Consider the following 24265-nt stretch of genomic DNA (forward strand, 5'->3'; position numbering starts at 1 on the left):
CCTCTCCCCGAAGGGGCGAGGGGACTGTCCAGGCACTTTTGGGACTTTGTCATCAGTCTGCTGCCGGGCATAGCCCGGCATAAAAGATTACTGCGCAGCGGCAGGTTTACGCGGACGGCGGCGACGTTGTTGTTCGCCTGCCGGTTTGGCATCGCCGAGACGACGAGACGGTTTTTCTGCGGGTTTCGCGTTACCAGACTTCGCACCACCTTCAGCGCGGCGTGGCTGCTGTTGAGCGCGACCACCACCCTGCCCACGACCGCCGCCACTGCGTTGCTGGCGACCATTCTGGATCGGTTCGGCTTTGATTGACGGGTCCGGCTCATAGCCCGGAATCGCAATGCGTGGGATCTCTTTTTTCAGCAGTTTTTCGATATCACGCAGCAGTTTGTGTTCATCAACACACACCAGCGATAACGCTTCGCCGGTGGCGGCGGCACGACCGGTACGCCCGATACGGTGGACATAATCTTCCGGTACGTTTGGCAGCTCATAGTTGACGACGTGTGGCAACTCTTCGATATCCAGGCCACGCGCGGCGATATCGGTCGCCACCAGCACGCGAATATCACCCGATTTAAAATCGGCCAGCGCACGGGTACGCGCACCTTGCGATTTATTACCGTGGATCGCCGCACTGCGAATGCCATCTTTATTTAATTGTTCAGCCAGATGGTTAGCACCATGTTTGGTACGTGTAAACACCAGCACCTGCTGCCAGTTGCCTTTACCAATCATGTGTGACAGCAATTCCCGTTTGCGTTTCTTATCGACAAAGTGAACGTGCTGGGTCACTTGCTCAGAGGCGGTATTGCGGCGTGCCACTTCGATTTCCAGCGGGTTATGCAGCAGTTTTTCTGCCAGAGCTTTAATCTCGTCAGAGAAAGTCGCGGAGAACAGCAGGTTCTGGCGCTTCGCGGGCAGTTTTGTTAACACACGACGAATATCGTGGATAAAGCCCATATCGAGCATACGGTCAGCTTCATCAAGGACGAGGATCTCTATCTGATCCAGTTTCACCGCGTTCTGGTGTTCCAGATCCAGCAAACGCCCCGGCGTTGCCACCAGCACATCAACACCGCCACGCAGCTTCATCATCTGCGGGTTAATGCTGACGCCACCAAACACCACCAGCGAACGAATGTTCAGGTATTTGCTGTAATCACGGACGTTTTCACCAATCTGCGCCGCCAGTTCGCGGGTCGGGGTGAGGATCAACGCGCGTACCGGACGACGCCCTTTGGCGTGCGGCTCGCGGGAAATCAGGTGTTGCAACAGCGGTAACGTAAAGCCCGCTGTTTTGCCCGTGCCGGTCTGGGCACTGGCCATCAGGTCGCGGCCTTCCAGCACCGCAGGGATCGCCTGCTGCTGAATAGGGGTGGGTTCACGGTAACCTTGCTCGGCAACGGCGCGCAGGATATCAGGGCTTAAACCCAAAGAATCGAAAGACATAACTACTCCGAACCGCCCCGACCGTTACCGGTGTAGTTTTCAGGGAGATACTGAAAAGGAAAATGACAAAAACCACAATGTCATGAGGGAGCGGAGTGTAGCAGTTTTTGTGACGCAGCGCATAAATTATCCCTGTGACTGGCGTTGCTCAAATTCTTAGCCATACTGGACAACGCGAAAAATGAGTCATAATCTTAATCAATCATTTGATTAAGAATGGGCTGTGCTATGAATAGTCCTGCCATGACAACCAAAGGTGAACAGGCGAAAAAGCAGCTGATTGCCGCTGCACTGGCGCAGTTTGGTGAGTATGGAATGAACGCCACCACCCGCGATATCGCCGCCCAGGCCGGGCAGAATATCGCTGCTATTACCTATTACTTCGGTTCGAAAGAAGATTTATACCTCGCCTGCGCCCAATGGATTGCCGATTTTATTGGCGAGCAGTTCCGTCCGCACGCCGAGGAAGCCGAACGCTTATTCGCGCAACCACAGCCGGATCGCGCAGCCATCCGCGAACTGATCCTTCGCGCCTGCAGGAACATGATTCAACTGCTCACCCAGGATGACACTGTCAACCTCAGCAAGTTTATCTCCCGTGAGCAGCTCTCTCCTACGGCGGCCTACCATCTGGTGCATGAACAGGTGATTAGCCCGCTACACAGCCATCTTACGCGTCTGATCGCCGCCTGGACCGGTTGTGATGCCAACGATACCCGCATGATCCTCCATACCCATGCATTACTTGGCGAGATTCTGGCGTTTCGTCTTGGTAAAGAAACGATTCTGTTACGCACCGGCTGGAGCGCGTTCGATGAAGAAAAGACCGAACTGATCAACCAGACGGTGACCTGTCATATCGACCTGATTTTGCAAGGATTATCGCAAAGGAGTTTGTAGTGATGAAAAAAACTGTCGTGACTGGACTGGCGGTAGTGGTGCTTGCCGCCGTGGTTGCCGGAGGCTACTGGTGGTATCAAAGCCGCCAGGATAACGGCCTGACGCTGTATGGCAACGTGGATATTCGTACGGTGAATCTGAGCTTCCGTGTCGGTGGTCGCGTTGAGTCGCTGGCGGTAGACGAAGGTGATGCGATCAAAGCGGGCCAGGTGCTGGGCGAACTGGATCATAAGCCGTATGAGATTGCCCTGATGCAGGCGAAAGCGGGCGTTTCAGTGGCGCAGGCGCAGTATGACCTGATGCTTGCCGGGTATCGCGATGAAGAAATCGCTCAGGCGGCCGCCGCCGTGAAACAGGCGCAAGCCGCATATGACTATGCGCAGAACTTCTATAACCGCCAGCAAGGGTTGTGGAAAAGCCGCACCATTTCGGCAAATGACCTGGAAAATGCTCGCTCCTCGCGCGACCAGGCGCAGGCAACGCTGAAATCAGCTCAGGATAAATTGCGTCAGTACCGTTCCGGTAACCGCGAACAGGACATCGCCCAGGCGAAAGCCAGCCTCGAACAGGCGCAGGCGCAACTGGCGCAGGCGGAGCTGAATTTGCAGGATTCGACGCTGGTCGCACCGTCTGACGGCACGCTGTTAACCCGTGCAGTAGAGCCTGGCACGGTGCTCAATGAAGGCGGCACGGTGTTTACCGTCTCGCTGACGCGTCCGGTGTGGGTGCGCGCTTATGTTGATGAACGTAATCTTGACCAGGCGCAGCCGGGACGCAAAGTGCTGCTCTATACCGATGGTCGCCCGGACAAGCCCTATCACGGGCAGATTGGTTTCGTTTCGCCGACTGCTGAATTTACCCCGAAAACCGTCGAAACGCCGGATCTGCGTACCGACCTCGTCTATCGCCTGCGTATTGTGGTGACCGACGCCGATGATGCGTTACGCCAGGGTATGCCAGTGACGGTGCAATTCGGTGACGAGGCAGGACATGAATGATGCCGTTATCACGCTGAACGGCCTGGAAAAACGCTTTCCGGGCATGGATAAGCCCGCCGTCGCGCCGCTCGACTGCACCATTCACGCTGGTTATGTGACGGGGCTGGTGGGGCCGGACGGTGCGGGCAAAACCACGCTGATGCGGATGCTGGCGGGATTACTGAAACCCGACAGCGGCAGTGCCACGGTGATTGGCTTTGATCCGATCAAAAACGACGCTGCGCTGCACGCAGTGCTTGGCTATATGCCGCAGAAATTCGGTCTGTATGAAGATCTCACGGTGATGGAGAACCTCAATCTGTACGCGGATTTGCGCAGCGTCACCGGTGAAGCGCGGAAGCAGACTTTTGCTCGCCTGCTGGAGTTTACGTCTCTTGGCCCGTTTACCGGACGCCTGGCGGGCAAGCTCTCTGGCGGGATGAAGCAAAAACTCGGGCTGGCCTGTACCCTGGTGGGCGCGCCGAAAGTGTTACTGCTCGATGAACCCGGCGTCGGCGTTGACCCTATCTCACGGCGCGAACTGTGGCAGATGGTGCATGAGCTGGCGGGCGAAGGGATGTTAATCCTCTGGAGCACCTCGTATCTCGACGAAGCCGAGCAGTGCCGTGACGTGTTACTGATGAACGAAGGCGAGTTGCTGTATCAGGGAGAACCAAAAGCCCTGACACAAACCATGGCCGGACGCAGTTTTCTGATGACCAGCCCGCACGAGGGCAACCGCAAATTGCTGCAACGGGCATTGAAACTGCCGCAGGTCAGCGACGGCATGATTCAGGGGAAATCCGTGCGCCTGATCCTCAAAAAAGAGGCCACACCAGACGATATTCGCCGCGCTGACGGGATGCCGGAAATCAACATCAACGAAACTACGCCGCGTTTTGAAGATGCGTTTATTGATTTGCTAGGCGGTGCCGGAACCTCGGAATCGCCGCTGGGCGCAATATTACATACGGTAGAAGGCACACCCGGCGAGACGGTGATCGAAGCGAAAGAGCTGACCAAGAAATTTGGTGATTTTGCCGCCACCGATCATGTGAATTTTGCCGTCAAACGCGGTGAAATCTTTGGTTTGCTCGGGCCAAACGGCGCGGGGAAATCAACCACCTTTAAGATGATGTGTGGCTTGCTGGTGCCGACCTCTGGTCAGGCGCTGGTGCTGGGGATGGATCTGAAAGAGAGTTCCGGTAAAGCGCGCCAGCATCTCGGCTATATGGCACAAAAATTTTCGCTCTACGGCAACCTGACGGTCGAACAGAATTTACGCTTTTTTTCTGGTGTGTATGGTTTACGCGGTCGGGCGCAGAACGAAAAAATCTCCCGTATGAGCGAGGCGTTCGGCCTGAAAAGTATCGCCTCACATGCCACCGATGAACTGCCGTTGGGTTTTAAACAGCGGCTGGCGCTGGCCTGCTCGCTGATGCATGAACCGGACATTCTGTTTCTTGATGAACCGACCTCCGGCGTCGATCCCCTCACCCGCCGCGAGTTCTGGCTGCATATCAACAGCATGGTAGAGAAAGGCGTTACGGTGATGGTTACCACCCACTTTATGGATGAAGCGGAATATTGCGACCGCATCGGCCTGGTGTATCGCGGGAAGCTGATTGCCAGCGGCACGCCGGACGATTTGAAAGCGCAGTCGGCTAACGATGAGCAACCCGATCCCACTATGGAGCAAGCCTTTATTCAATTGATCCACAACTGGGATAAGGAGCATGGCAATGAGTAACCCGATCCTTTCCTGGCGTCGTGTGCGGGCGCTGTGCGTCAAAGAGACGCGGCAGATCATTCGCGATCCAAGTAGCTGGCTGATTGCGGTGGTGATCCCGCTGTTGCTGCTGTTTATTTTTGGTTACGGCATTAACCTCGACTCCAGCAAGCTGCGGGTCGGGATTTTGCTGGAGCAGCGTAGCGAAGCGGCGCTGGATTTCACCCACACTATGACCGGCTCGCCCTATATTGACGCCACCATCAGCGATAACCGTCAGGAACTGATCGCCAAAATGCAGGCGGGGAAAATTCGCGGTCTGGTGGTGATTCCGGTGGATTTTGCCGAACAGATGGAGCGCGCCAACGCCACCGCACCGATTCAGGTGATCACCGACGGCAGCGAGCCGAATACCGCCAACTTTGTGCAGGGTTATGTCGAAGGGATCTGGCAGATCTGGCAAATGCAGCGGGCAGAGGACAATGGGCAGACTTTTGAACCACTTATCGACGTCCAGACACGCTACTGGTTTAACCCGGCGGCGATAAGCCAGCACTTTATTATCCCCGGTGCGGTAACCATTATCATGACGGTTATCGGCGCGATCCTCACCTCGCTGGTGGTAGCGCGGGAGTGGGAGCGCGGCACTATGGAGGCTTTGCTCTCTACGGAGATTACCCGCACGGAACTGCTGCTGTGTAAGCTGATCCCCTATTACTTCCTCGGTATGCTGGCGATGCTGCTCTGTATGCTGGTGTCGGTGTTTATTCTCGGCGTGCCCTATCGCGGTTCGCTGCTGATCCTGTTTTTTATCACCAGTCTGTTTTTGCTCAGTACCCTGGGGATGGGGCTGCTGATTTCTACGATTACCCGCAACCAGTTCAACGCCGCTCAGGTAGCACTGAACGCCGCTTTCCTGCCGTCGATTATGCTTTCTGGCTTTATTTTTCAGATCGACAGTATGCCAGCGGTGATCCGCGCGGTGACGTACATTATTCCCGCACGTTATTTCGTCAGCACCCTGCAAAGCCTGTTCCTCGCCGGGAATATTCCGGTGGTGCTGGTGGTGAATGTGCTGTTTTTGATCGCTTCGGCGGTGATGTTTATCGGCCTGACGTGGCTGAAAACCAAACGTCGGCTGGATTAGGGAGAAGAGCATGTTTCATCGCTTATGGACGTTAATCCGCAAAGAATTGCAGTCGCTGCTGCGCGAACCGCAAACGCGGGCGATTCTGATTTTACCCGTGCTTATTCAGGTGATCCTGTTCCCGTTTGCCGCCACGCTGGAAGTGACCAACGCCACCATCGCTATCTACGATGAAGATAACGGCGAGCATTCGGTGGAGCTGACCCAGCGTTTTGCCCGCGCCAGCGCCTTTACCCACGTACTGCTGCTGAAAAGTCCGCAGGAGATCCGCCCAACCATCGACACGCAAAAGGCGCTACTGCTGGTGCGTTTCCCGGCAGACTTCTCACGCAAACTGGATACGTTCCAGACCGCGCCGTTGCAGTTAATTCTCGACGGGCGTAACTCCAACAGTGCGCAAATCGCCGCCAACTACCTGCAACAGATCGTCAAAAACTATCAGCAGGAGCTGCTGGAAGGAAAGCCGAAGCCCAACAACAGCGAACTGGTGGTACGCAACTGGTATAACCCAAACCTCGACTACAAATGGTTTGTGGTGCCATCGTTGATCGCCATGATCACCACTATCGGCGTGATGATCGTCACTTCACTTTCTGTCGCCCGCGAACGCGAACAGGGAACGCTCGATCAGCTACTGGTTTCGCCCCTCACCACCTGGCAGATATTCATCGGTAAAGCCGTACCGGCGTTAATTGTCGCCACGTTCCAGGCCACCATTGTGCTGGCGATTGGTATCTGGGCGTATCAAATCCCCTTCGCCGGATCGCTGGCGCTGTTCTATTTCACGATGGTGATTTACGGTTTGTCACTGGTGGGATTCGGTCTGCTGATTTCATCACTCTGTGCAACGCAACAGCAGGCGTTTATCGGCGTATTCGTCTTTATGATGCCCGCCATTCTGCTTTCCGGTTACGTTTCGCCGGTAGAGAACATGCCGGTGTGGCTGCAAAACCTGACGTGGATTAACCCTATCCGCCACTTTACGGACATTACCAAGCAGATTTATTTGAAGGATGCGAGTCTGGATATTGTGTGGAACAGTTTGTGGCCGCTACTGGTGATAACGGCCACGACAGGATCAGCGGCGTACGCGATGTTTAGACGCAAGGTGATGTAACTTTTTATCTTTCGCCAGTAACGACACCACCGCCGGGCCGGCAAGGATCGCCAGCCCTGCAATTGCCAGCAAATAGTTGTTTTCCAGTACGCGGGACAACAGCCACAGCACAATCAGCGCCGCGCCAAAATACCAGGTGGTGGTCAGCTCTTCCAGTACGTCTGCCACCTCGCGCCAGCGTTGTTCGGGGTGGCGCTGAAACACCAGCATCATCACTACCGTTACACAATACAGCACGCACAATCCCACGCCGACGTGAACCAGAGTTTTACTCATCCAGCCCACCACCAGCAGCGCCACTACCAGTAAATGCAACATAATCTGCCAGCAACTTAGGCCAGTTGCGACACGAACACGTTGTTGCCACTTCATGGCTTCTCTCCTGAAGAATTTATCTCTACTAACTCAGAGTACCGAACTTTACGGAAAATTCCGTAAGACCGCACCTTTTTGTGACGCCGACTACACTATTTCAATGAGATAAGAGGCAAAGACAGGAAAATTATGCCCGATCAAACACAACAATTTTCGTTCAAGGTACTCACCATCAATATTCACAAAGGCTTTACAGCGTTTAACCGACGCTTCATTTTGCCGGAACTTCGCGACGCCGTGCGCACCGTCAGCGCCGATATAGTTTGCCTGCAGGAAGTGATGGGCGCGCACGAAGTTCATCCACTGCATGTGGAAAACTGGCCCGATACCTCGCACTACGAGTTTCTCGCCGACACTATGTGGAGCGATTTTGCCTACGGCCGCAATGCCGTATACCCGGAAGGACATCACGGCAACGCCGTACTGTCGCGCTATCCCATTGAACATTATGAAAATCGCGATGTTTCTGTCGATGGGGCGGAAAAGCGCGGCGTGCTCTACTGCCGCATTGTGCCGCCGGTGACCGGGAAAGCGATTCATGTGATGTGCGTGCATCTTGGCCTGCGTGAGGCGCACCGTCAGGCGCAGCTTGCGATGCTCGCCGAATGGGTAAACCAGCTTCCTCCCGACGAACCCGTTTTAGTGGCGGGTGATTTCAACGACTGGCGGCAAAAAGCCAATCATCCCTTAAAAGTACAGGCCGGGCTGGATGAGATATTTACTCGCGCCCACGGACGCCCGGCGCGCACGTTTCCGGTGCAATTTCCTCTACTACGTCTGGACAGGATCTATGTCAAAAACGCCAGCGCCAGCGCGCCAACCTCGCTACCGCTGCGCACCTGGCGACATCTTTCTGATCATGCCCCTTTGAGTGCGGAGATTCATTTATGAAATGTAGCTGGCGCGAAGGCAATAAGATCCAGTTGCTGGAGAACGGCGAGCAATATTATCCCGCTGTATTTAAAGCGATTGGTGAGGCGCAAGAACGCATTATTCTTGAAACGTTTATCTGGTTCGAGGATGACGTCGGTAAACAATTACACGCAGCATTGCTGGACGCTGCACGACGCGGGGTTAAAGCGGAAGTCTTGCTGGATGGCTACGGTTCGCCGGATCTCAGCGATGAGTTTGTCAATGAACTGACGGCGGCTGGCGTGGTGTTTCGTTATTACGATCCCCGCCCTCGCCTGTTCGGTATGCGCACCAATGTGTTTCGCCGGATGCATCGCAAAATTGTGGTGATCGACGCTCGCATCGCCTTTATTGGCGGGCTGAATTACTCCGCCGAGCATATGTCCAGCTACGGTCCAGAGGCCAAACAGGATTACGCGGTGCGCCTGGAGGGGCCAATTGTGGAAGATATTCTGCAATTTGAACTGGAAAACCTGCCCGGACAAAGCGCGGCACGGCGCTGGTGGCGACGTCATCACAAGGCGGAAGAGAACCGCCAGCCGGGAGAAGCGCAGGTATTGCTGGTCTGGCGCGATAACGAAGAACATCGCAGCGATATTGAACGCCACTATCTGAAAATGCTCACTCAGGCGCGGCGAGAAGTGATTATCGCCAACGCCTACTTCTTCCCCGGCTATCGATTTTTACACGCCTTGCGTAAAGCGGCACGGCGTGGGGTGCGGATCAAACTGATCATTCAGGGTGAACCGGATATGCCTATTGTCAGAGTCGGCGCGCGTTTGCTGTATAACTATCTGGTTAAAGGCGGCGTTCAGGTATTTGAATATCGCCGCCGCCCGCTCCACGGCAAAGTGGCATTGATGGACGATCACTGGGCGACGGTGGGCTCCAGTAATCTCGATCCGCTCAGTTTGTCGCTGAATCTTGAAGCAAACGTTATCATCCACGATCGTAATTTTAACCAGACGTTACGCGACAATCTGAATGGCATCATCGCCGCTGACTGCCAGCAGGTAGATGAAACCATGCTGCCAAAACGCACCTGGTGGAACCTGACTAAAAGCGTGCTGGCATTCCACTTTCTACGCCATTTCCCGGCGCTGGTGGGCTGGCTTCCGGCGCATACGCCACGTCTGGCGCAAGTTGATCCGCCCGCGCAGCCGGCAATGGAAACTCAGGATCGGGTAGAAACAGAAAACACGGGGGTAAAACCCTGATGAGTAAATCGCATCCACGCTGGCGCCGGGCAAAGAAGATCCTCACCTGGCTGTTTTTTATCGCGGTGATTGTGTTGCTGGTGCTCTACGCCAAAAAGGTAGACTGGGAAGAGGTCTGGAAGGTCATCCGCGACTACAATCGCGTTGCACTGCTCAGTGCGGTTGGGCTGGTGGTCGTCAGCTATCTGATTTACGGCTGTTATGACCTGCTAGCCCGCTTCTACTGCGGTCATAAACTGGCGAAGCGCCAGGTGATGCTGGTGTCATTTATCTGCTACGCCTTCAACCTGACGCTCAGTACCTGGGTCGGCGGCATTGGTATGCGTTATCGTCTTTACTCCCGCCTGGGATTACCGGGTAGCACTATTACACGGATTTTCTCGCTGAGTATTACCACCAACTGGCTGGGCTATATTTTGCTCGCCGGGATTATTTTTACCGTGGGCGTGGTGGAACTGCCGGATCACTGGTATATCGATCAAACCACGCTGCGTATTCTCGGCATTGGTTTGCTGCTGATAGTTGCAGTCTATTTATGGTTTTGCGCCTTCGCTAAACACCGTCATATGACCATCAAAGGGCAAAAGCTGGTGCTACCTTCATGGAAATTCGCCCTCGCCCAGATGCTGATTTCTAGCGTTAACTGGATGGTTATGGGAGCGATTATCTGGCTGTTACTTGGTCAAAACGTGAACTATTTCTTTGTACTGGGCGTGTTGCTGGTTAGCAGTATTGCCGGCGTCATTGTGCATATTCCAGCGGGTATTGGCGTACTGGAAGCGGTGTTTATCGCGCTACTGGCAGGGGAACATACATCAAAAGGAACGATTATCGCCGCCCTGCTCGCTTATCGTGTCCTGTACTACTTTATCCCGCTGCTGCTGGCGCTGATCTGTTACCTGCTGCTGGAAACCCAGGCGAAGAAACTACGGGCGAAAAATGAAGCGGCGATGTGAAGCTCAGTTAAGTTCTTTTGGTTTGTGCAGATTGTTAGCAACGTGCTATTTGTTCATGGCGGATGCGGCGTGAACGCCTTATCCGCCCTACACAACTAGTGCGTTCCTGCATTCTGATACGCTACAGTCCTGTCACAAAGTATGTTTTACGCCAGACTAATGTTTATTGTTTCCTTAATAACAATGAGGGGACATCTGGCGATGTCCTCTTAGCATAAATCACAGCGGATTCGGACTGGCTTCGCGATAAGAAACCTTTTTCTTCGGTGATGTGAAGGTGTCTCGCAGATCTTTATATTCAAATATTTTAGCGCGGGTGCCATCCGTTACTGGAACAGAGGAGTCCGGACGATAACACTGAGATAATGGCGAATTGCAATGCTCTTCGTGGGTAGAGATGCCCAGCCAGTCAAGAATCATCGCATAGTTATTAAGCAATGAATAAACTTCTTGAATGTGTCCAAGTTTACGCGGTTGACTGGCGATAGCAGCCTGGCTATACCAGATAAATTGCGGTACATCGTAGGCTTCTTTACTGGGAGTATCTGCGGCGTGCATATAATACGATGGAATATTGGGGTTTTTCTCCAGACCGTGGTCAGAAAAATAGAGTAATGAGGATTTACTTCCCTCCAGTCGTTTCATGATTTCACCAATGATGTAATCGGTAAATTGTATGGAGTTGTTGTAGCAATCCTCGTATTTATCCCCTGTTTTAATTTTATCTGCCCATTCAGGGTAGCGTGTACAGGCAATTTCATGGCTACCATTACCATGTAGCAGTATTAATTTCTTACCCTTGACTTTTAATGCTTCATCCAACAACGGAAGAAGGCTATCATCGTATTCCTCGCTTACCCAATGTGTATTATGACTGGAACGACCAATGAGCGTAATATAGTTATTATGCTTCCCGGACATACCCACGGTACTTAACCAGGTAGTCTGATACCCCACTTTATTAGCTACGGCAATAACATTATTTGATAAGTCCGCAGCGGTAAAACTTTCTGTTGTCGCTTTACTGAGGATCATCGGAACAGAAGTTACTGTTGCCGCCGCTGGGGAAACCGCATTATCAAAGATAAGCGCCTGTGGTCCAATCTCATTTTGTACAGGCGTGGTATTGATGCCAAAGCCATACAAACTCATATTACTGCGCCGTACTGACTCCCCTACGATAATAACATAATTTTCAATATCTGTTTCTTTAGCAATCAATCCCGGTAAATCCACATCAATTTGTTTTATTTCTCTGGCAAAAGAAATATCTCGATAAGCAATAATAAAATCGGCAGCAGTATAAAATGGTGTAAATCTTAACACCCTGGAGCTTAATGGAGAGTATCCTCCAAGACCATCTTTTTTCTGTTTACTCCATTGATTGTAGCTAAACCATGAGATAAATATTAATAGTATCACCAGTGATGCACATTGAACTTTAGTAGACACACACTTAACGCCCGTGTGTATAGAAAAATAAGTCAGCAAGAAATAAACAGCACATACTGGCATCCAGGATAGATATAACCCCGACATTGTTTTCACTTCAGACCAGTGGGTTTCCATGATACTCATCGCAAAGATAATATTAAATTCACTTTGATAAATTTGCCATGTACAAAGCGCGACCATAAAGTTAATGGTCAATAACAGTGATACACCCAATGCTGCTATTTTTCCAACAAATAATCGATAACACCCTGTCAAACACAGGATGATTAGCAAGTTGCAGATACCGACGCGCAGGATAACCCTCAATGGCTGTAAAAAATAAACAGGCCAAAGCTGGAATAATACGGATACAAGTAGCAATGCGATGAAAATGTATTTTTTTGACTGCCGTGGATAAGCCGTTATCGATGGTAATACGAAAGACATAGAACCCCAATTCATTTATTATATGAATATATATTTAAAAATTAATCCCATTGAGATATATTATCAGCAGATGATTGATTTTTACCCGCAAGCATTTATTTAACAGATGAATATCACCAGCCATTAATAAAACCGTAGGATTGTACTCTATTTTCTTTTAGGTATACCAGATTTATAAAAATGCATCACATGCATAGATATAAAGATATAATCAATATGAATTATATCTTTATGCCTATTTTTTAAATATATACTTATTATCGAATAGACAAAAAAAATCCCGGTGTCATTCCGGGATTTTATAAGAAATGCGTTTAACGGCGATTGCCAAAGATCCGCAGCAACATCAGGAACAGGTTGATGAAGTCCAGATACAACGTTAATGCGCCAAGAATGGAATATTTACGCAGGTTCGACGTGTCGCGGGTATCAATCTGTTCACCCATATTTTTCAGTTTCTGAGTGTCATACGCCGTCAGTCCAACAAAGACAATCACGCCGATGTAGGTGACTGCCCACATCAATGCTTCGCTTTTCAGCCAGAAGTTCACCAGCGAGGCGATGACAATACCGATTAATGCCATAAATAGCATATTGCCGAAGCCACTTAAATCGCGTTTCGTGGTGTAACCATACAGACTCATCGCGCCAAACATCCCGGCGGTGACAACGAAGGTACTGGCAATAGAGGCGGCAGTGTAGACAATGAAAATACTGGAGAGCGTTAAGCCCGTTAGCGCCGAATAAAGCATAAAGAGCATCGTCGTTACGCCCGCGCTGAGTTTTTGAATCATCGCTGATAACACGATAACCAGAGCTAATTGCGCGATTATTAAACCGATTAAGAAGACCCGGTTAGTGAATAGCAGCTCCATAACGGCGGCAGAATTAGCCGCATACCAGGCAACAAATGCGGTCAGCAACAGGCCAACTGTCATCCAGCCATAGACCTGCGCCATATAGGTTTGCAAGCCAGCACGGGGTTGTACGATTGAATCTGAACGTGGGAATCTGTCCATGACTTTCTCCTGAAGATATAAGGAATATCTAAAGGATACTGCAAATGATGAGGGTGTGCATCGAGGCAGCGTAAACGCATGTCCAGAGCGGTGAAATTGCCGGATGCAGCGGTGCCTTATCCGGCCAACAAAAAACTACCAGCGTTTCGCCGCCTGCTGATCGCTCTCCCTGGCTTCGACCCAGCGATCACCTTCCGGCGTGGCTTCGCGCTTCCAGAACGGTGCGCGGGTTTTCAGATAATCCATAATAAACTGCCCGGCTTCAAACGCGCTGCTACGGTGTGCGCTGGTGACGCCGACAAAAACGATTTCATCGCCCGGCCATAATTCGCCAATGCGATGAATCACCGTGACGCGTCCCAGCGGCCAACGGTTACGCGCCTCATCCACGATTTCAGCCAGTGCCTTTTCCGTCATCCCCGGATAGTGTTCGAGGGTTAATGCTTTTACACTGTCGCCCAGGTTATGGTTGCGCACCTTACCGGTAAACGTGACCACTGCACCATCTTCGTCACGCTCCGCCAGCCACGGGTACTCTTCCCCTACACTGAACGGCTGCGGGCCGACAACAATTTTGGTTTCTGCCATCTTAACCTCCGGTTACCGGCGGGAAAAAAGCCACTTCGTCGCCGTCAGTCAGCGGATGGTCAAAACTCACCAGCGTCTGGTTGACGGCGGCCAGTAATTTGCCATCTTCCAGCGCCAGCGCCCAACGATCGCTCTGCGCTGCCAGGTGTTGGCGCAATGCTTCTACGTTTGGGAAATCCGCAGCCACTTCGGTTGCATCTGTTCCCACCAACTCACGCACCTGGGCGAAAAAAAGAACTTTAATCATCCGCTTCCACCTTAAAATCACCCGACTTGCCGCCGCTCTTCGCCAGCAAACGTACCGAGCCAATCACCATATCTTTTTGCACCGCTTTGCACATGTCATAAATGGTCAGCGCCGCCACAGAGGCTGCGGTTAATGCTTCCATTTCGACACCAGTTTTGCCGGTCAGACGACAAAGCGTTTCAATTCGTACCCGATTATGTTCCGGCTCGGCCTGTAAATTGACTTCAACTTTGCTGAGCATCAGCGGATGACAGAGCGGGATCAAATCCCAGGTGCGTTTTGCCGCCTGAATACCGGCAATGCGCGCAGTGGCAAATACGTCGCCTTTGTGGTGGCGACCATCAATGATCATCGCCAGCGTCTCACTGCGCATGGTGACAAAGGCTTCGGCGCGCGCTTCACGTACAGTTTCCGCTTTGGCGGAGACATCCACCATGTGCGCTTCGCCAGCGGCGTTGATATGGGTCAGTTGCGACATACTTATTTCTTCAAATGTGGATGGAAATTGCACGGACGCGTACGGGCATCCAGCTGCGGGGCAATGATATTTTCCCAGGCGGTGCGGCACGCTTTGGTTGAACCGGGCATGGCGAAAATCAGTGTCTTGTTAGCAACACCCGCCACCGCACGAGATTGCAGCGTTGCGGTGCCAATCTCTTCGAACGACAGCATACGGAACACTTCGCCGAAGCCTTCGACTTCACGATCGAACAGCGGCAGCAGTGCTTCTGGCGCCTGATCGCCTTCCGTCAGGCCAGTACCACCTGTAATCAGCACCACTTGCACATCGTCGCTGGCGATCCACGCAGATACCTGGGCACGGATGGCGTAGCGATTTTCTTTGACTATGGCTTTATCGACAACGTGATGGCCTGCTTCCTGCGCCGAGTCGCGCAGATAGTGACCGGAGGTATCGTCTTCTTCACCGCGACGATTAGAAACCGTAAGAATAGCAATACGGGTCGGGATAAATTCAGTGCTTACCTGACTCATCTGATCTCTCCTTTTGACGTTTTAACCGCCAATGTACGATAAGTTTTGCGTAATACCGGTGTTGTTTTGATGCAGAAAATGGGTCTGTTTTTTCTCCCGCAGCGCCGCCGAAATACGCGCTTCCAGCGCCTGTTGCTGGGTATCGTCTTCCAGCAGATCGCGCAGATTAACGCCGCCCTCACCAAACAGGCAAAGATGGAGTTTACCAATGGAGGAGACGCGCAGGCGGTTGCAGGTGGCGCAGAAGTCTTTTTCATACGGCATGATAAGGCCGATCTCTCCGGCGTAATCCGGATGACAAAAAACTTGCGCGGGGCCGTCGCTGCGTTGACGAAGCTGATGGAGCCAGCCACGACGCAGCAGCTCGTCACGCAGAACCTGACCAGAGATATGGTGCTTACGGAAGAGTTCGCTGCCCTCGCCCGTTTCCATTAGTTCGATAAAACGCAGCTGAATGGGGCGATGCTGGATCCAGTTCAGAAAGGTGTCGAGTTGATGATGATTGACATCCCGCATCAGCACGGTATTGACTTTGACCTTCTCAAACCCGGCTTCAAATGCGGCATCGATGCCTGCCATTACCTGGTTGAATTTATCCTGCCCGGTAATGGCGTGAAACTGACGGGCGTCGAGGCTATCAACGCTGACGTTAATGCCCGTCAGGCCTGCATCGCGCCAGTTCGCGACATCGCGTTCCAGACGGTAACCATTGGTAGTAACCGCAATCTGGCGAATAGCGTCGTTTTCCCGCACAGCGGCGATGATATCGGTAAAGTCGCGACGTAAAGACGGCTCGCCGCCTGTCAGACGCACTTTTTCGGTGCCCAGACTGGCGAAGGCGCGCGTAACCCGACGAATTTCATCGACGGTCAGGAAGCCTTTATTAGTGACGCCGCTCGGCTTGTAGCCATCCGGCAGGCAGTAGGTGCAACGAAAGTTACACACATCGGTAATCGACAGGCGCAAGTAGTAAAACTTACGCGCAAATGCATCAGTCAGTTGTGAAGCCATGTACACCTTTCCAGATACGGGAGGCGAAGTCATTTCTTCCTTCGCCCTGGTGGCAATCTTTATGAGCATTGTCACGGCCAAAGCACCGTATCAGTTGACCCAGGTGCAGAGGCTAGAGTGTTTAGTGGTTATGCCGATACTAGCGTGTAAATGAGATTTTTACCATTCACACTTTTCGCTATGTAATCATATATATAGCGTCATGATCGTGCTATTTCACTACAGAATAAGGGAAAATGACGGTTTTACTTTGATGTACATCATCAGCAATGCAGTGCGTATATCGTCCTTTAGAGGTAGAAAACAATTATTTATATCCTCAATATTGGCAGGTTAATTGCTGTTTCCCTGTCAGTTGCGCTACTGTAGCGCGGATAATCTGACTTCAGGAATTTATATGCGCAATCGTACGCTGGCTGACCTTGATCGTGTCGTTGCTCTCGGCGGAGGGCATGGACTGGGACGCGTTCTCTCCTCACTTTCGTCTTTGGGTTCTCGTTTAACGGGAATTGTGACCACCACCGATAATGGTGGTTCAACAGGGCGTATTCGCCGCTCAGAAGGCGGTATTGCCTGGGGCGATATGCGCAACTGCCTTAATCAGTTGATTACGGAACCCAGCGTCGCTTCCGCAATGTTTGAATACCGTTTTGGCGGTAATGGCGAACTTTCCGGGCATAACCTTGGAAACCTGATGTTAAAGGCGCTGGATCACCTTAGCGTACGGCCTCTGGAAGCCATCAATTTGATTCGTAATCTGCTGAAAGTGGATGCGCATTTGATTCCAATGTCAGAGCATCCCGTTGATCTGATGGCGATTGACGATCAGGGGCATGAAGTTTACGGCGAGGTGAATATTGACCAGTTAACCACGCCGATTCAGGAATTACTGTTAACCCCTAATGTGCCTGCCACGCGTGAAGCGGTACATGCTATCAATGAAACAGATCTGATTCTTATCGGGCCAGGCAGTTTTTATACCAGCCTGATGCCGATCCTGCTGCTTAAGGAAATGGCGCAGGCATTACGCCGCACACCAGCACCGATGGTCTATATCGGCAATCTGGGACGTGAACTTAGCCTACCAGCGGCGAATCTGAAGCTGGAAAATAAGCTGGCGATTATGGAGCAGTATGTCGGCAAGAAGGTTATTGATGCCGTAGTCGTTGGGCCGAAAGTGGATGTTTCTGCGGTCACCGACAGAATAGTGATTCAGGACGTACTGGAGGCCAGCGATATCCCCTATCGTCATGACCGCCAGTTGTTACATAACGCACTGGAAAAGGCGTTACAGGCGTTGGGTTAACGTGGCTGAGATTGCTGACCAGGCTTCTGGAGCAATGCGGCCTGTTCCCCTCACCCTAACCCTCTCCCCAAAGGGGCGAGGGGATCGTTCGAGCACTTTTTTGACTTCATAGTTAATCTGAGCCGGAAGAACATTCCGGCTTTCTCATCTCGTCACGACGCGGCAATAAACAGCTCACGCAACTGATGCAACTGATCGCGAATTTGCGCCGCCTCTTCGAACTCCAGGTTTTGCGCGTGTTTCATCATCTGCCCTTCCAGTTCATGGATTTTCTGCTGCAACGCTTTTGGCGACATATCCATCGGCACATTATCCGGCTCAACAATCGCGCGCGCTTTCCCTCTGCCCTTGGCTTTGGTTTTAGCAATGTTCTGCCCCAGCGCCAGGATATCGACCACTTTCTTGTTCAGCCCTTGCGGTGTAATGCCATGCTCTTCGTTGTACTTCTGCTGTTTCTCGCGGCGACGTTCGGTTTCGCCAATCGCTTTCGCCATTGACGGGGTTATCTTATCGCCGTAGAGAATCGCTTTGCCGTTGACGTTACGCGCCGCACGCCCGATGGTCTGAATTAAGGAACGTTCAGAACGCAGGAAGCCCTCTTTGTCGGCGTCGAGGATTGCCACCAGCGAAACTTCCGGCATATCCAGACCTTCGCGCAGTAAGTTGATGCCAACCAGTACGTCAAACTCGCCCAGACGCAAGTCGCGGATGATTTCCATACGCTCAACGGTATCAATGTCGGAGTGAAGATAACGCACGCGCTCGCCGTGTTCTTCGAGATATTCCGTGAGATCTTCCGCCATCCGCTTGGTCAGTGTTGTGACCAGAACGCGTTCGTTAATTGCCGCTCGCTGACGAATCTCCGAAAGAAGATCATCGACCTGGGTCGCTACCGGACGCACTTCGATAATCGGATCAAGCAATCCGGTTGGACGCACCACCTGATCCACCACGTCGCCGCCTGATTTTTCCAGCTCGTAATTACCCGGCGTCGCAGAAACATAGATGGTTTGCGGGGCTAAAGCTTCGAACTCTTCAAATTTCAGTGGACGGTTATCCAGCGCAGATGGCAGGCGGAAACCGTACTCCACCAGCGTTTCTTTACGCGCCCGGTCGCCGCGATACATACCGCCAATCTGCGGAATGGTGACGTGTGATTCATCAACCACCAGCAGCCCATCGGCAGGCAGATAATCAAACAGCGTCGGCGGTGGCTCGCCAGGCCCGCGCCCGGAGAGGAAGCGCGAATAGTTTTCAATGCCCGAACAGTAGCCCAGCTCATTCATCATCTCCAGATCAAACTGGGTACGCTGGGTCAGCCGCTGCTCTTCCAGCAACTTGTTATTTGCCAGCAGTACTTTGCGCCGATCCGCCAGTTCTTCTTTAATCTCTTCCATCGCCTGCACAATGCGCTCGCGCGGCGTAACATAGTGCGTTTTCGGGTAGATGGTATAACGCGCAATGGTCGAGATAATCTGCCCGGTCAGTGGGTCGAAAAGCGAGAGACGCTCCACTTCTTCGTCGAACAATTCTACACGTAGCGCAACGTCGTCGGACTCTGCCGGGAAGATGTCGATCACCTCACCACGCACGCGGAAAGTGCCGCGCTGGAATGCCTGGTCGTTGCGGGTGTATTGCAACTCCGCCAGACGACGCAGGATAGCCCGTTGATCGATAATCATACCGACCGTGAGGTGCAGCATCATTTTGAGATATAAATCAGGATCGCCCAGACCATAAATAGCGGAAACTGACGCTACGACAATAACATCTCGTCGCTCCAGCAACGCTTTGGTTGCTGAAAGTCGCATCTGTTCGATATGTTCGTTTACTGAGGCATCTTTCTCAATAAACGTATCTGAACTCGGAACATAGGCTTCTGGCTGATAGTAATCGTAATAGGAGACGAAATACTCCACCGCGTTTTCCGGGAAGAACTCTTTCATCTCACCATATAGTTGCGCTGCCAGCGTTTTGTTGGGCGCCAGCACCATGGTTGGGCGTTGCAGGTCAGCGATGACATTAGCAATAGTGAAGGTTTTTCCCGACCCCGTCACGCCGAGCAGAGTCTGATGCGCGAGGCCATCCTCCAGCCCCTCGTTGAGGCGTCGAATCGCCTCCGGCTGATCGCCAGAAGGTTTGAACGCGGAATTCAGTTTGAATGGTTTACTCATGAGTTACTACCTGAAGGAATGGGCGGGCAGGTGTGTAATTTTACTCGTCATGATTAATAATGCCAATAAATTATACTGGATAAAAAAACAGTCTCACACCACAACATTTCTGTTACGCCGTAAACTAAGGTCTAAACCGTAGGCAAAATTAACGCTGTGACGAGATAAAACTCTGGTCTGCAGGGTTATCCCCAGAGCAATGGCTTTTTTAACATTTGTCAAGATGGCTGATGACGGATTTATTGCAGGAGATGACACTTTCCTGACAGCCATTGCATTTATATAACAGATTGAAAAATAACAAATATTTATTTAAGCCGTCTTTAGCGCCAATTTGCGTGCAAGCCGCGTATTCTCTCGCTTACCTTACGTTTTCTAACTCTAATACACATGGTTATCCACAGGAATAGTGGATAACTGCCTGCAGCCCCTATGTCCAGCCGCCTGGGCAATTCCCATACTAATCGTATAATGCGGGGGTAAAATTTTTTTCGCGATTTTTTTAGCATTTTATTGGTTAAATTACGGGCGAGCGAAGACGCGATCTCGCTCGCAATTCAACCAATTTTTTTGCTACTTCAGTGATGTGAGATTTATATATTTTCCGGTTAGCGCACTTTCTGGATTTTCCTGGAGCCAGGGGATTTCCCCCAGCAGCGGCGCGGGGATCATTCGGGTGAGCGTAGCCATATATTCACTGTGGCGTTTACCTTGCGGCGTGACATCGTTCGCCACCCAGCCTGCGAGTGTTAGCCCTGCCTGCTGTACTGCCTGTGCCGTCAGCATTGCATGATTGATGCAGCCCAGTTTTACCCCAACGACCAGAATCACCGGCAGTTGTTCCTGCGTTACCCACTCTGCAAACATGAACGAATCCGAAAGCGGTGTAAACCAGCCGCCCGCGCCTTCCACTAACACCCACTCAGCCTGGTGTTCCAGCGCACGTAATCCGGCGCTCATCACCAATGGGTCAATTGGCCTGCCCTCTTGCGCGCTGATGATATGCGGCGAGGTCGCCTCTTCGAAGGTGTATGGATTCACCGTGGCGTAATCCAGCTGCAGGCTGCTGTTGCGCTGTAACGCCAGTGCATCGCTGTTGCGTAAACCTTCTGCAGTCATTTCGCTACCGGAGGCAACGGGTTTGTAGCCTGCCGTTCGGTAACCTGCGGCCTTCGCGGCCTGCAACAGTGCGCAACTGGCAACGGTTTTACCCACTTCGGTGTCCGTTCCGGTGACAAAATAGCGTTTACTCACGAGCAATTACTCCCAAAAAAAGATAATACGTCAGGGGATATCGCCCCTGCTGTTGCGGCCAGGCCAGTTGCAGTTGTTGTAACTGTGAACGGGTTAATACTCGCTGATCGCGCCCTGCGTGAAGATGCGTTGCGCCAATGCCTTTCAGCGAACGCATGGCACTGAGCGCATCATCAAACCACAGCGTGACAGGCTGCATATTATGTTGATAACGAAAACCTTTTAGCGCCTGTTCAATATCTGCTGACGGTAAAAAGCGATTGACATGGGGGCGTTCGTCTACTGCTTGCCACGCCTGATGCAGTTCGGGTAACGAACCCTGCGCCAGCGTAGTAAACGCCACTACGCCGCCGGGGCGTACTACGCGGCAAAGTTCACCTAATGCCGTGGATAAATTACCGCACCACTGCACCGCGAGATTGCTCCATGCAAGATCGAACGTCGCAGTCGCTAACGGCAGGGATTCGATATCTCCCGCCAGATAATGATCTGCAGCATCTTTCTGGCGGGCTTGCGCAAGCATTGGCGGCGAGAGATCTAACGCCATCACCTGCTCGCTGCGCTCGCGCCAGTGGCGGCTCATCCAGCCAGGTCCACAGCCAGCGTCCAGCACACGGGCGTATTTGCGTTGCGGGAGCATTGCCAGTAAGACGTCGGCACTGTGGCGCTGTAACTCTGCGTGTTGCTCATATTGTGAGGCAGCCCGACCAAATGCCGCCGCAATGGCTTGTTTATTGACCGTTGCCATGCAGCACCTCCAGCAAACGGTCGATATCCTGCGTTTCATGCGCTGCGGTTAGCGTTAAGCGTAGACGCGCGGTGCCGACGGGTACGGTTGGTGGGCGAATCGCTGTTACCCAGCAACCTTGCTGGCGCAGTTTTTCTGCCAGGCGTAATGCACGAGCGTTATCACCGATGATTAATGGCTGAATGGCGCTACGTGAATCCGCAAGAGTAAACGGCAAACCCTGCACTCCGGCACGAAAACGCGTAATGAGTGCCGCCAGTTTTTCGCGCCGTGCATCACCCTCATAGCTGCGAATGACCGCCAGCGACGCACGTAATGCCTGCGCCTGAGCGGGCGGCATACTGGTGCTGTAGATAAGATGACAGGCAAATTGCAGCAGATAATCCGCCACAGTTTCAGAGCAAAGCACCGCCGCACCGCTGACACCAAATCCTTTACCAAAAGTAACAACCAGCAATTCTGGTTTCACCTGCTGTTGCCAGCAGCTACCGCGCCCCTGTTCACCGATAACGCCCGTACCGTGTGCATCGTCGACCATCAACCAGCCGTTGTGCTGTTGCGTCTCACGGTGGATTTCCGTCAGCGGCGCACTATCGCCGTCCATACTGAATACGCCTTCTGTCACCACCAGTTGCAACCCCGGACAGGAGGAAGCTAGCAGGCGCGCCAGATGAGCGACATCGTTATGAGCAAAACGGCGAAGTTGCGCCGGACTTAAACTGGCAGCTTCCAGCAAGGAAGCATGGCTAAGCCGGTCGGCAACGATGCGATCTTCTTTTGCCATCATCGCGGCAATGACGGCCTGATTAGCGGCAAAACCGGAGATAAACAGCAGCGCCCGCGAATAACCCAGCCACTCGGCCAGTTCTTCTTCCAGCGCCTGATGCGCCACGCTATAACCGCTGACATGACCAGAACCGCCGCTGCCGACGCCAAATTGCTCCGCGCCCTGCTGCCAGGCACGGATAATTTGCGGATGATGGCTTAAACCGAGGTAATCATTGCTGGAAAAGTTCAGATACTGGCGTTCGTCCGCCACCAGCCAGCGTCCGGCGCCTTGTGCCACCGGATAACGGCGACGCAGAGCATCGGCAGCACGCCGCGCATCGAGCGCCGCGTTAATCTTCTCCTGCCAGGTCATAGGGCTGCCGCGTTGTAGTATTCGTCGGTATCCGGGGTCATCAGCGCCTGTTCCAGACGTTGCTGTTGTTCGTTATCGCCCGCCAGAACGGCGGTTTGTTGCGGATTCAGCCCCAGTTTACGGAACAGTTGCAGGTCTTTATCTTCTTCTGGATTCGGCGTGGTCAGCAGTTTGCAACCGTAGAAAATCGAGTTAGCCCCGGCCATAAAGCACATCGCCTGAGTCTGTTCATTCATCTGCTCGCGTCCGGCAGAAAGGCGCACGTAAGAGGTCGGCATCATGATCCGCGCTACGGCAATGGTGCGAATAAAATCAAAGGCATCGACATCGTCGTTATCGGCAAGCGGCGTGCCTTTCACCTTCACCAGCATGTTGATTGGTACGCTTTCCGGCGGCGTCGGCAGGTTTGCCAGTTGCAGCAATAATCCGGCGCGATCTTTTACCGTTTCGCCTAAGCCCACAATGCCACCTGAGCAGACTTTGATCCCGGCATCGCGCACTTTTTCCAGCGTATCGAGGCGTTCCTGATAAGTGCGTGTGGTGATGATATTGCCGTAAAACTCCGGCGAGGTGTCGAGGTTGTGGTTGTAGTAATCCAGCCCGGCATTCGCAAGGCGCTGCGCCTGAGATTCACTCAACGTGCCCAGCGTCATACACGCCTCCAGCCCCATCGCTTTTACCCCCTGCACCATCTGCTCGAGATAGGGCATATCGCGTTCGTGGGGATTCTTCCACGCCGCGCCCATGCAAAAACGCGTCGATCCCGCCGCTTTCGCTTTGCGCGCCGACTCCAGCACCTGTTCAACTTCCATCAACCGTTCGGCTTCCAGCCCGGTTTTATAGCGCGAGCTTTGCGGGCAGTATTTGCAATCTTCCGGGCAAGCACCGGTTTTAATTGACAGCAAAGTGCTGACCTGTACCTGACGAGGATCGAAATGCTGACGATGCACCTGCTGCGCTTCAAACAGCAGATCCAGCAACGGTTTTTCAAATAATTCTGTGACTTGCGACAATGTCCAGCGTGGGCGGTGAGCCATGGGGCTTCTCCAAAACGTGTTTTTTGTTGTTAATTCGGTGTAGACTCGTAAACCTAAATCTTTTCAATTTGGTTTACAAGTCGA

General features: G+C 52.5%; 23 protein-coding genes and 1 riboswitch. Of the genes, 9 read left to right on the forward strand and 14 right to left on the reverse strand.

Translation table 11 applies throughout. The features are described from left to right. Positions 1-87: 87 nt before the first annotated feature. Positions 88-1452, reverse strand: coding sequence for an ATP-dependent RNA helicase RhlE (rhlE, locus tag BEG40_RS08540; protein ID WP_016159029.1), 1365 nt, complete (start codon positions 1450-1452; stop codon positions 88-90). Between the two features lie 228 nt (positions 1453-1680). On the opposite strand from rhlE, the gene cecR reads away from it, so the two are divergent. From cecR to BEG40_RS08565, 5 genes are read left to right on the forward strand one after another with little or no spacing between them, the layout of a single operon-like run. Next, positions 1681-2352, forward strand: coding sequence for a DNA-binding transcriptional regulator CecR (cecR, locus tag BEG40_RS08545; protein WP_010351229.1), 672 nt, complete (start codon positions 1681-1683; stop codon positions 2350-2352). A gap of 2 nt (positions 2353-2354) precedes the next feature. Further along, positions 2355-3350 carry a secretion protein HlyD gene (hlyD, locus tag BEG40_RS08550; protein WP_016159031.1) on the forward strand — a complete coding sequence of 332 codons (996 nt, stop codon included), beginning with the start codon at positions 2355-2357 and terminating at the stop codon, positions 3348-3350. Further along, positions 3343-5079, forward strand: coding sequence for an ATP-binding cassette domain-containing protein (locus BEG40_RS08555; RefSeq protein ID WP_105285234.1), 1737 nt, complete (start codon positions 3343-3345; stop codon positions 5077-5079). The genes hlyD and BEG40_RS08555 overlap by 8 nt, the downstream gene beginning before the upstream one ends. Beyond that, positions 5072-6205 (forward strand): ABC transporter permease, encoded by a 1134-nt coding sequence (locus BEG40_RS08560; RefSeq protein WP_000070112.1) that lies wholly within the window; start codon positions 5072-5074, stop codon positions 6203-6205. Before BEG40_RS08555 ends, BEG40_RS08560 begins: the two co-directional genes overlap by 8 nt. 10 nt (positions 6206-6215) lie before the next feature. Continuing rightward, positions 6216-7322 (forward strand): ABC transporter permease, encoded by a 1107-nt coding sequence (locus BEG40_RS08565; protein ID WP_000469029.1) that lies wholly within the window; start codon positions 6216-6218, stop codon positions 7320-7322. Here BEG40_RS08565 and BEG40_RS08570 read toward each other — a convergent pair. Beyond that, positions 7284-7694 (reverse strand): YbhQ family protein, encoded by a 411-nt coding sequence (locus tag BEG40_RS08570; RefSeq protein WP_000871987.1) that lies wholly within the window; start codon positions 7692-7694, stop codon positions 7284-7286. The genes BEG40_RS08565 and BEG40_RS08570 overlap by 39 nt on opposite strands. Before the next feature lie 132 nt (positions 7695-7826). Here BEG40_RS08570 and BEG40_RS08575 point away from each other — a divergent pair, with 132 nt between their 5' ends. From BEG40_RS08575 to BEG40_RS08585, 3 genes are read left to right on the forward strand one after another with little or no spacing between them, the layout of a single operon-like run. Then, entirely contained in the window at positions 7827-8588 is a 762-nt protein-coding gene (locus BEG40_RS08575) for an endonuclease/exonuclease/phosphatase family protein (RefSeq protein ID WP_001113360.1), read from the forward strand. Next, positions 8585-9826 carry a cardiolipin synthase ClsB gene (gene clsB, locus BEG40_RS08580; protein WP_000650352.1) on the forward strand — a complete coding sequence of 414 codons (1242 nt, stop codon included), beginning with the start codon at positions 8585-8587 and terminating at the stop codon, positions 9824-9826. Before BEG40_RS08575 ends, clsB begins: the two co-directional genes overlap by 4 nt. After that, on the forward strand, positions 9826-10782 hold the full coding sequence (locus BEG40_RS08585) for a lysylphosphatidylglycerol synthase domain-containing protein (RefSeq protein ID WP_105285235.1): 957 nt from the start codon (positions 9826-9828) through the stop codon (positions 10780-10782). Before clsB ends, BEG40_RS08585 begins: the two co-directional genes overlap by 1 nt. Before the next feature lie 219 nt (positions 10783-11001). Here the strand turns inward: BEG40_RS08585 and BEG40_RS08590 are convergent, their stop codons facing one another. From BEG40_RS08590 to moaA, 7 genes are all read right to left on the reverse strand, one after another. After that, complete coding sequence (locus tag BEG40_RS08590) at positions 11002-12663, reverse strand: phosphoethanolamine transferase (RefSeq protein ID WP_105285236.1); 1662 nt, start codon at positions 12661-12663, stop codon at positions 11002-11004. Positions 12664-12977: 314 nt separating this feature from the next. Beyond that, a complete protein-coding gene (locus BEG40_RS08595; RefSeq protein ID WP_000373623.1) occupies positions 12978-13682 on the reverse strand; it encodes a Bax inhibitor-1/YccA family protein in 705 nt (234 codons plus the stop codon). Between the two features lie 135 nt (positions 13683-13817). Continuing rightward, entirely contained in the window at positions 13818-14270 is a 453-nt protein-coding gene (gene moaE / locus BEG40_RS08600; RefSeq protein ID WP_000852287.1) for a molybdopterin synthase catalytic subunit MoaE, read from the reverse strand. Between the two features lies 1 nt (position 14271). Then, positions 14272-14517, reverse strand: coding sequence for a molybdopterin synthase sulfur carrier subunit (gene moaD, locus BEG40_RS08605; protein WP_000598607.1), 246 nt, complete (start codon positions 14515-14517; stop codon positions 14272-14274). Continuing rightward, the gene (moaC, locus tag BEG40_RS08610; protein WP_000080888.1) at positions 14510-14995 is read right to left on the reverse strand and encodes a cyclic pyranopterin monophosphate synthase MoaC; all 486 of its coding nucleotides are present in this window, start codon (positions 14993-14995) and stop codon (positions 14510-14512) included. Before moaC ends, moaD begins: the two co-directional genes overlap by 8 nt. Positions 14996-14997: 2 nt before the next feature. Beyond that, positions 14998-15510, reverse strand: coding sequence for a molybdenum cofactor biosynthesis protein B (moaB, locus tag BEG40_RS08615; RefSeq protein WP_000084634.1), 513 nt, complete (start codon positions 15508-15510; stop codon positions 14998-15000). 21 nt (positions 15511-15531) lie between these two features. Then, on the reverse strand, positions 15532-16521 hold the full coding sequence (moaA, locus tag BEG40_RS08620; RefSeq protein ID WP_010351242.1) for a GTP 3',8-cyclase MoaA: 990 nt from the start codon (positions 16519-16521) through the stop codon (positions 15532-15534). After that, positions 16509-16653, reverse strand: a riboswitch (molybdenum cofactor riboswitch). (Overlaps the previous gene by 13 nt.) 265 nt (positions 16654-16918) lie before the next feature. Between moaA and yvcK the strand changes: the two genes are divergently transcribed. Further along, positions 16919-17827: a uridine diphosphate-N-acetylglucosamine-binding protein YvcK gene (gene yvcK / locus BEG40_RS08625; RefSeq protein ID WP_105285237.1), complete on the forward strand. Its 909-nt coding sequence runs from the start codon at positions 16919-16921 to the stop codon at positions 17825-17827. 152 nt (positions 17828-17979) lie between these two features. Here yvcK and uvrB read toward each other — a convergent pair whose 3' ends face one another. The 5 genes from uvrB to bioB all read right to left on the reverse strand — a co-directional run bounded on the left by uvrB (position 17980) and on the right by bioB (position 24181). Then, the gene (gene uvrB / locus BEG40_RS08630) at positions 17980-20001 is read right to left on the reverse strand and encodes an excinuclease ABC subunit UvrB (RefSeq protein ID WP_105285238.1); all 2022 of its coding nucleotides are present in this window, start codon (positions 19999-20001) and stop codon (positions 17980-17982) included. A gap of 573 nt (positions 20002-20574) precedes the next feature. After that, positions 20575-21255: a dethiobiotin synthase gene (gene bioD, locus BEG40_RS08635; RefSeq protein WP_105285239.1), complete on the reverse strand. Its 681-nt coding sequence runs from the start codon at positions 21253-21255 to the stop codon at positions 20575-20577. Next, complete coding sequence (gene bioC, locus BEG40_RS08640) at positions 21248-22003, reverse strand: malonyl-ACP O-methyltransferase BioC (protein ID WP_105285240.1); 756 nt, start codon at positions 22001-22003, stop codon at positions 21248-21250. The genes bioD and bioC overlap by 8 nt, the downstream gene beginning before the upstream one ends. After that, entirely contained in the window at positions 21987-23144 is a 1158-nt protein-coding gene (gene bioF / locus BEG40_RS08645) for an 8-amino-7-oxononanoate synthase (RefSeq protein ID WP_105285241.1), read from the reverse strand. The genes bioC and bioF overlap by 17 nt, the downstream gene beginning before the upstream one ends. Further along, on the reverse strand, positions 23141-24181 hold the full coding sequence (gene bioB, locus BEG40_RS08650; RefSeq protein ID WP_000951213.1) for a biotin synthase BioB: 1041 nt from the start codon (positions 24179-24181) through the stop codon (positions 23141-23143). The genes bioF and bioB overlap by 4 nt, the downstream gene beginning before the upstream one ends. Positions 24182-24265 lie beyond the last annotated feature (84 nt).

Origin of the sequence: Escherichia sp. MOD1-EC5495, from assembly GCF_002965965.1 — a bacterium.
GTDB lineage: Bacteria > Pseudomonadota > Gammaproteobacteria > Enterobacterales > Enterobacteriaceae > Escherichia > Escherichia ruysiae.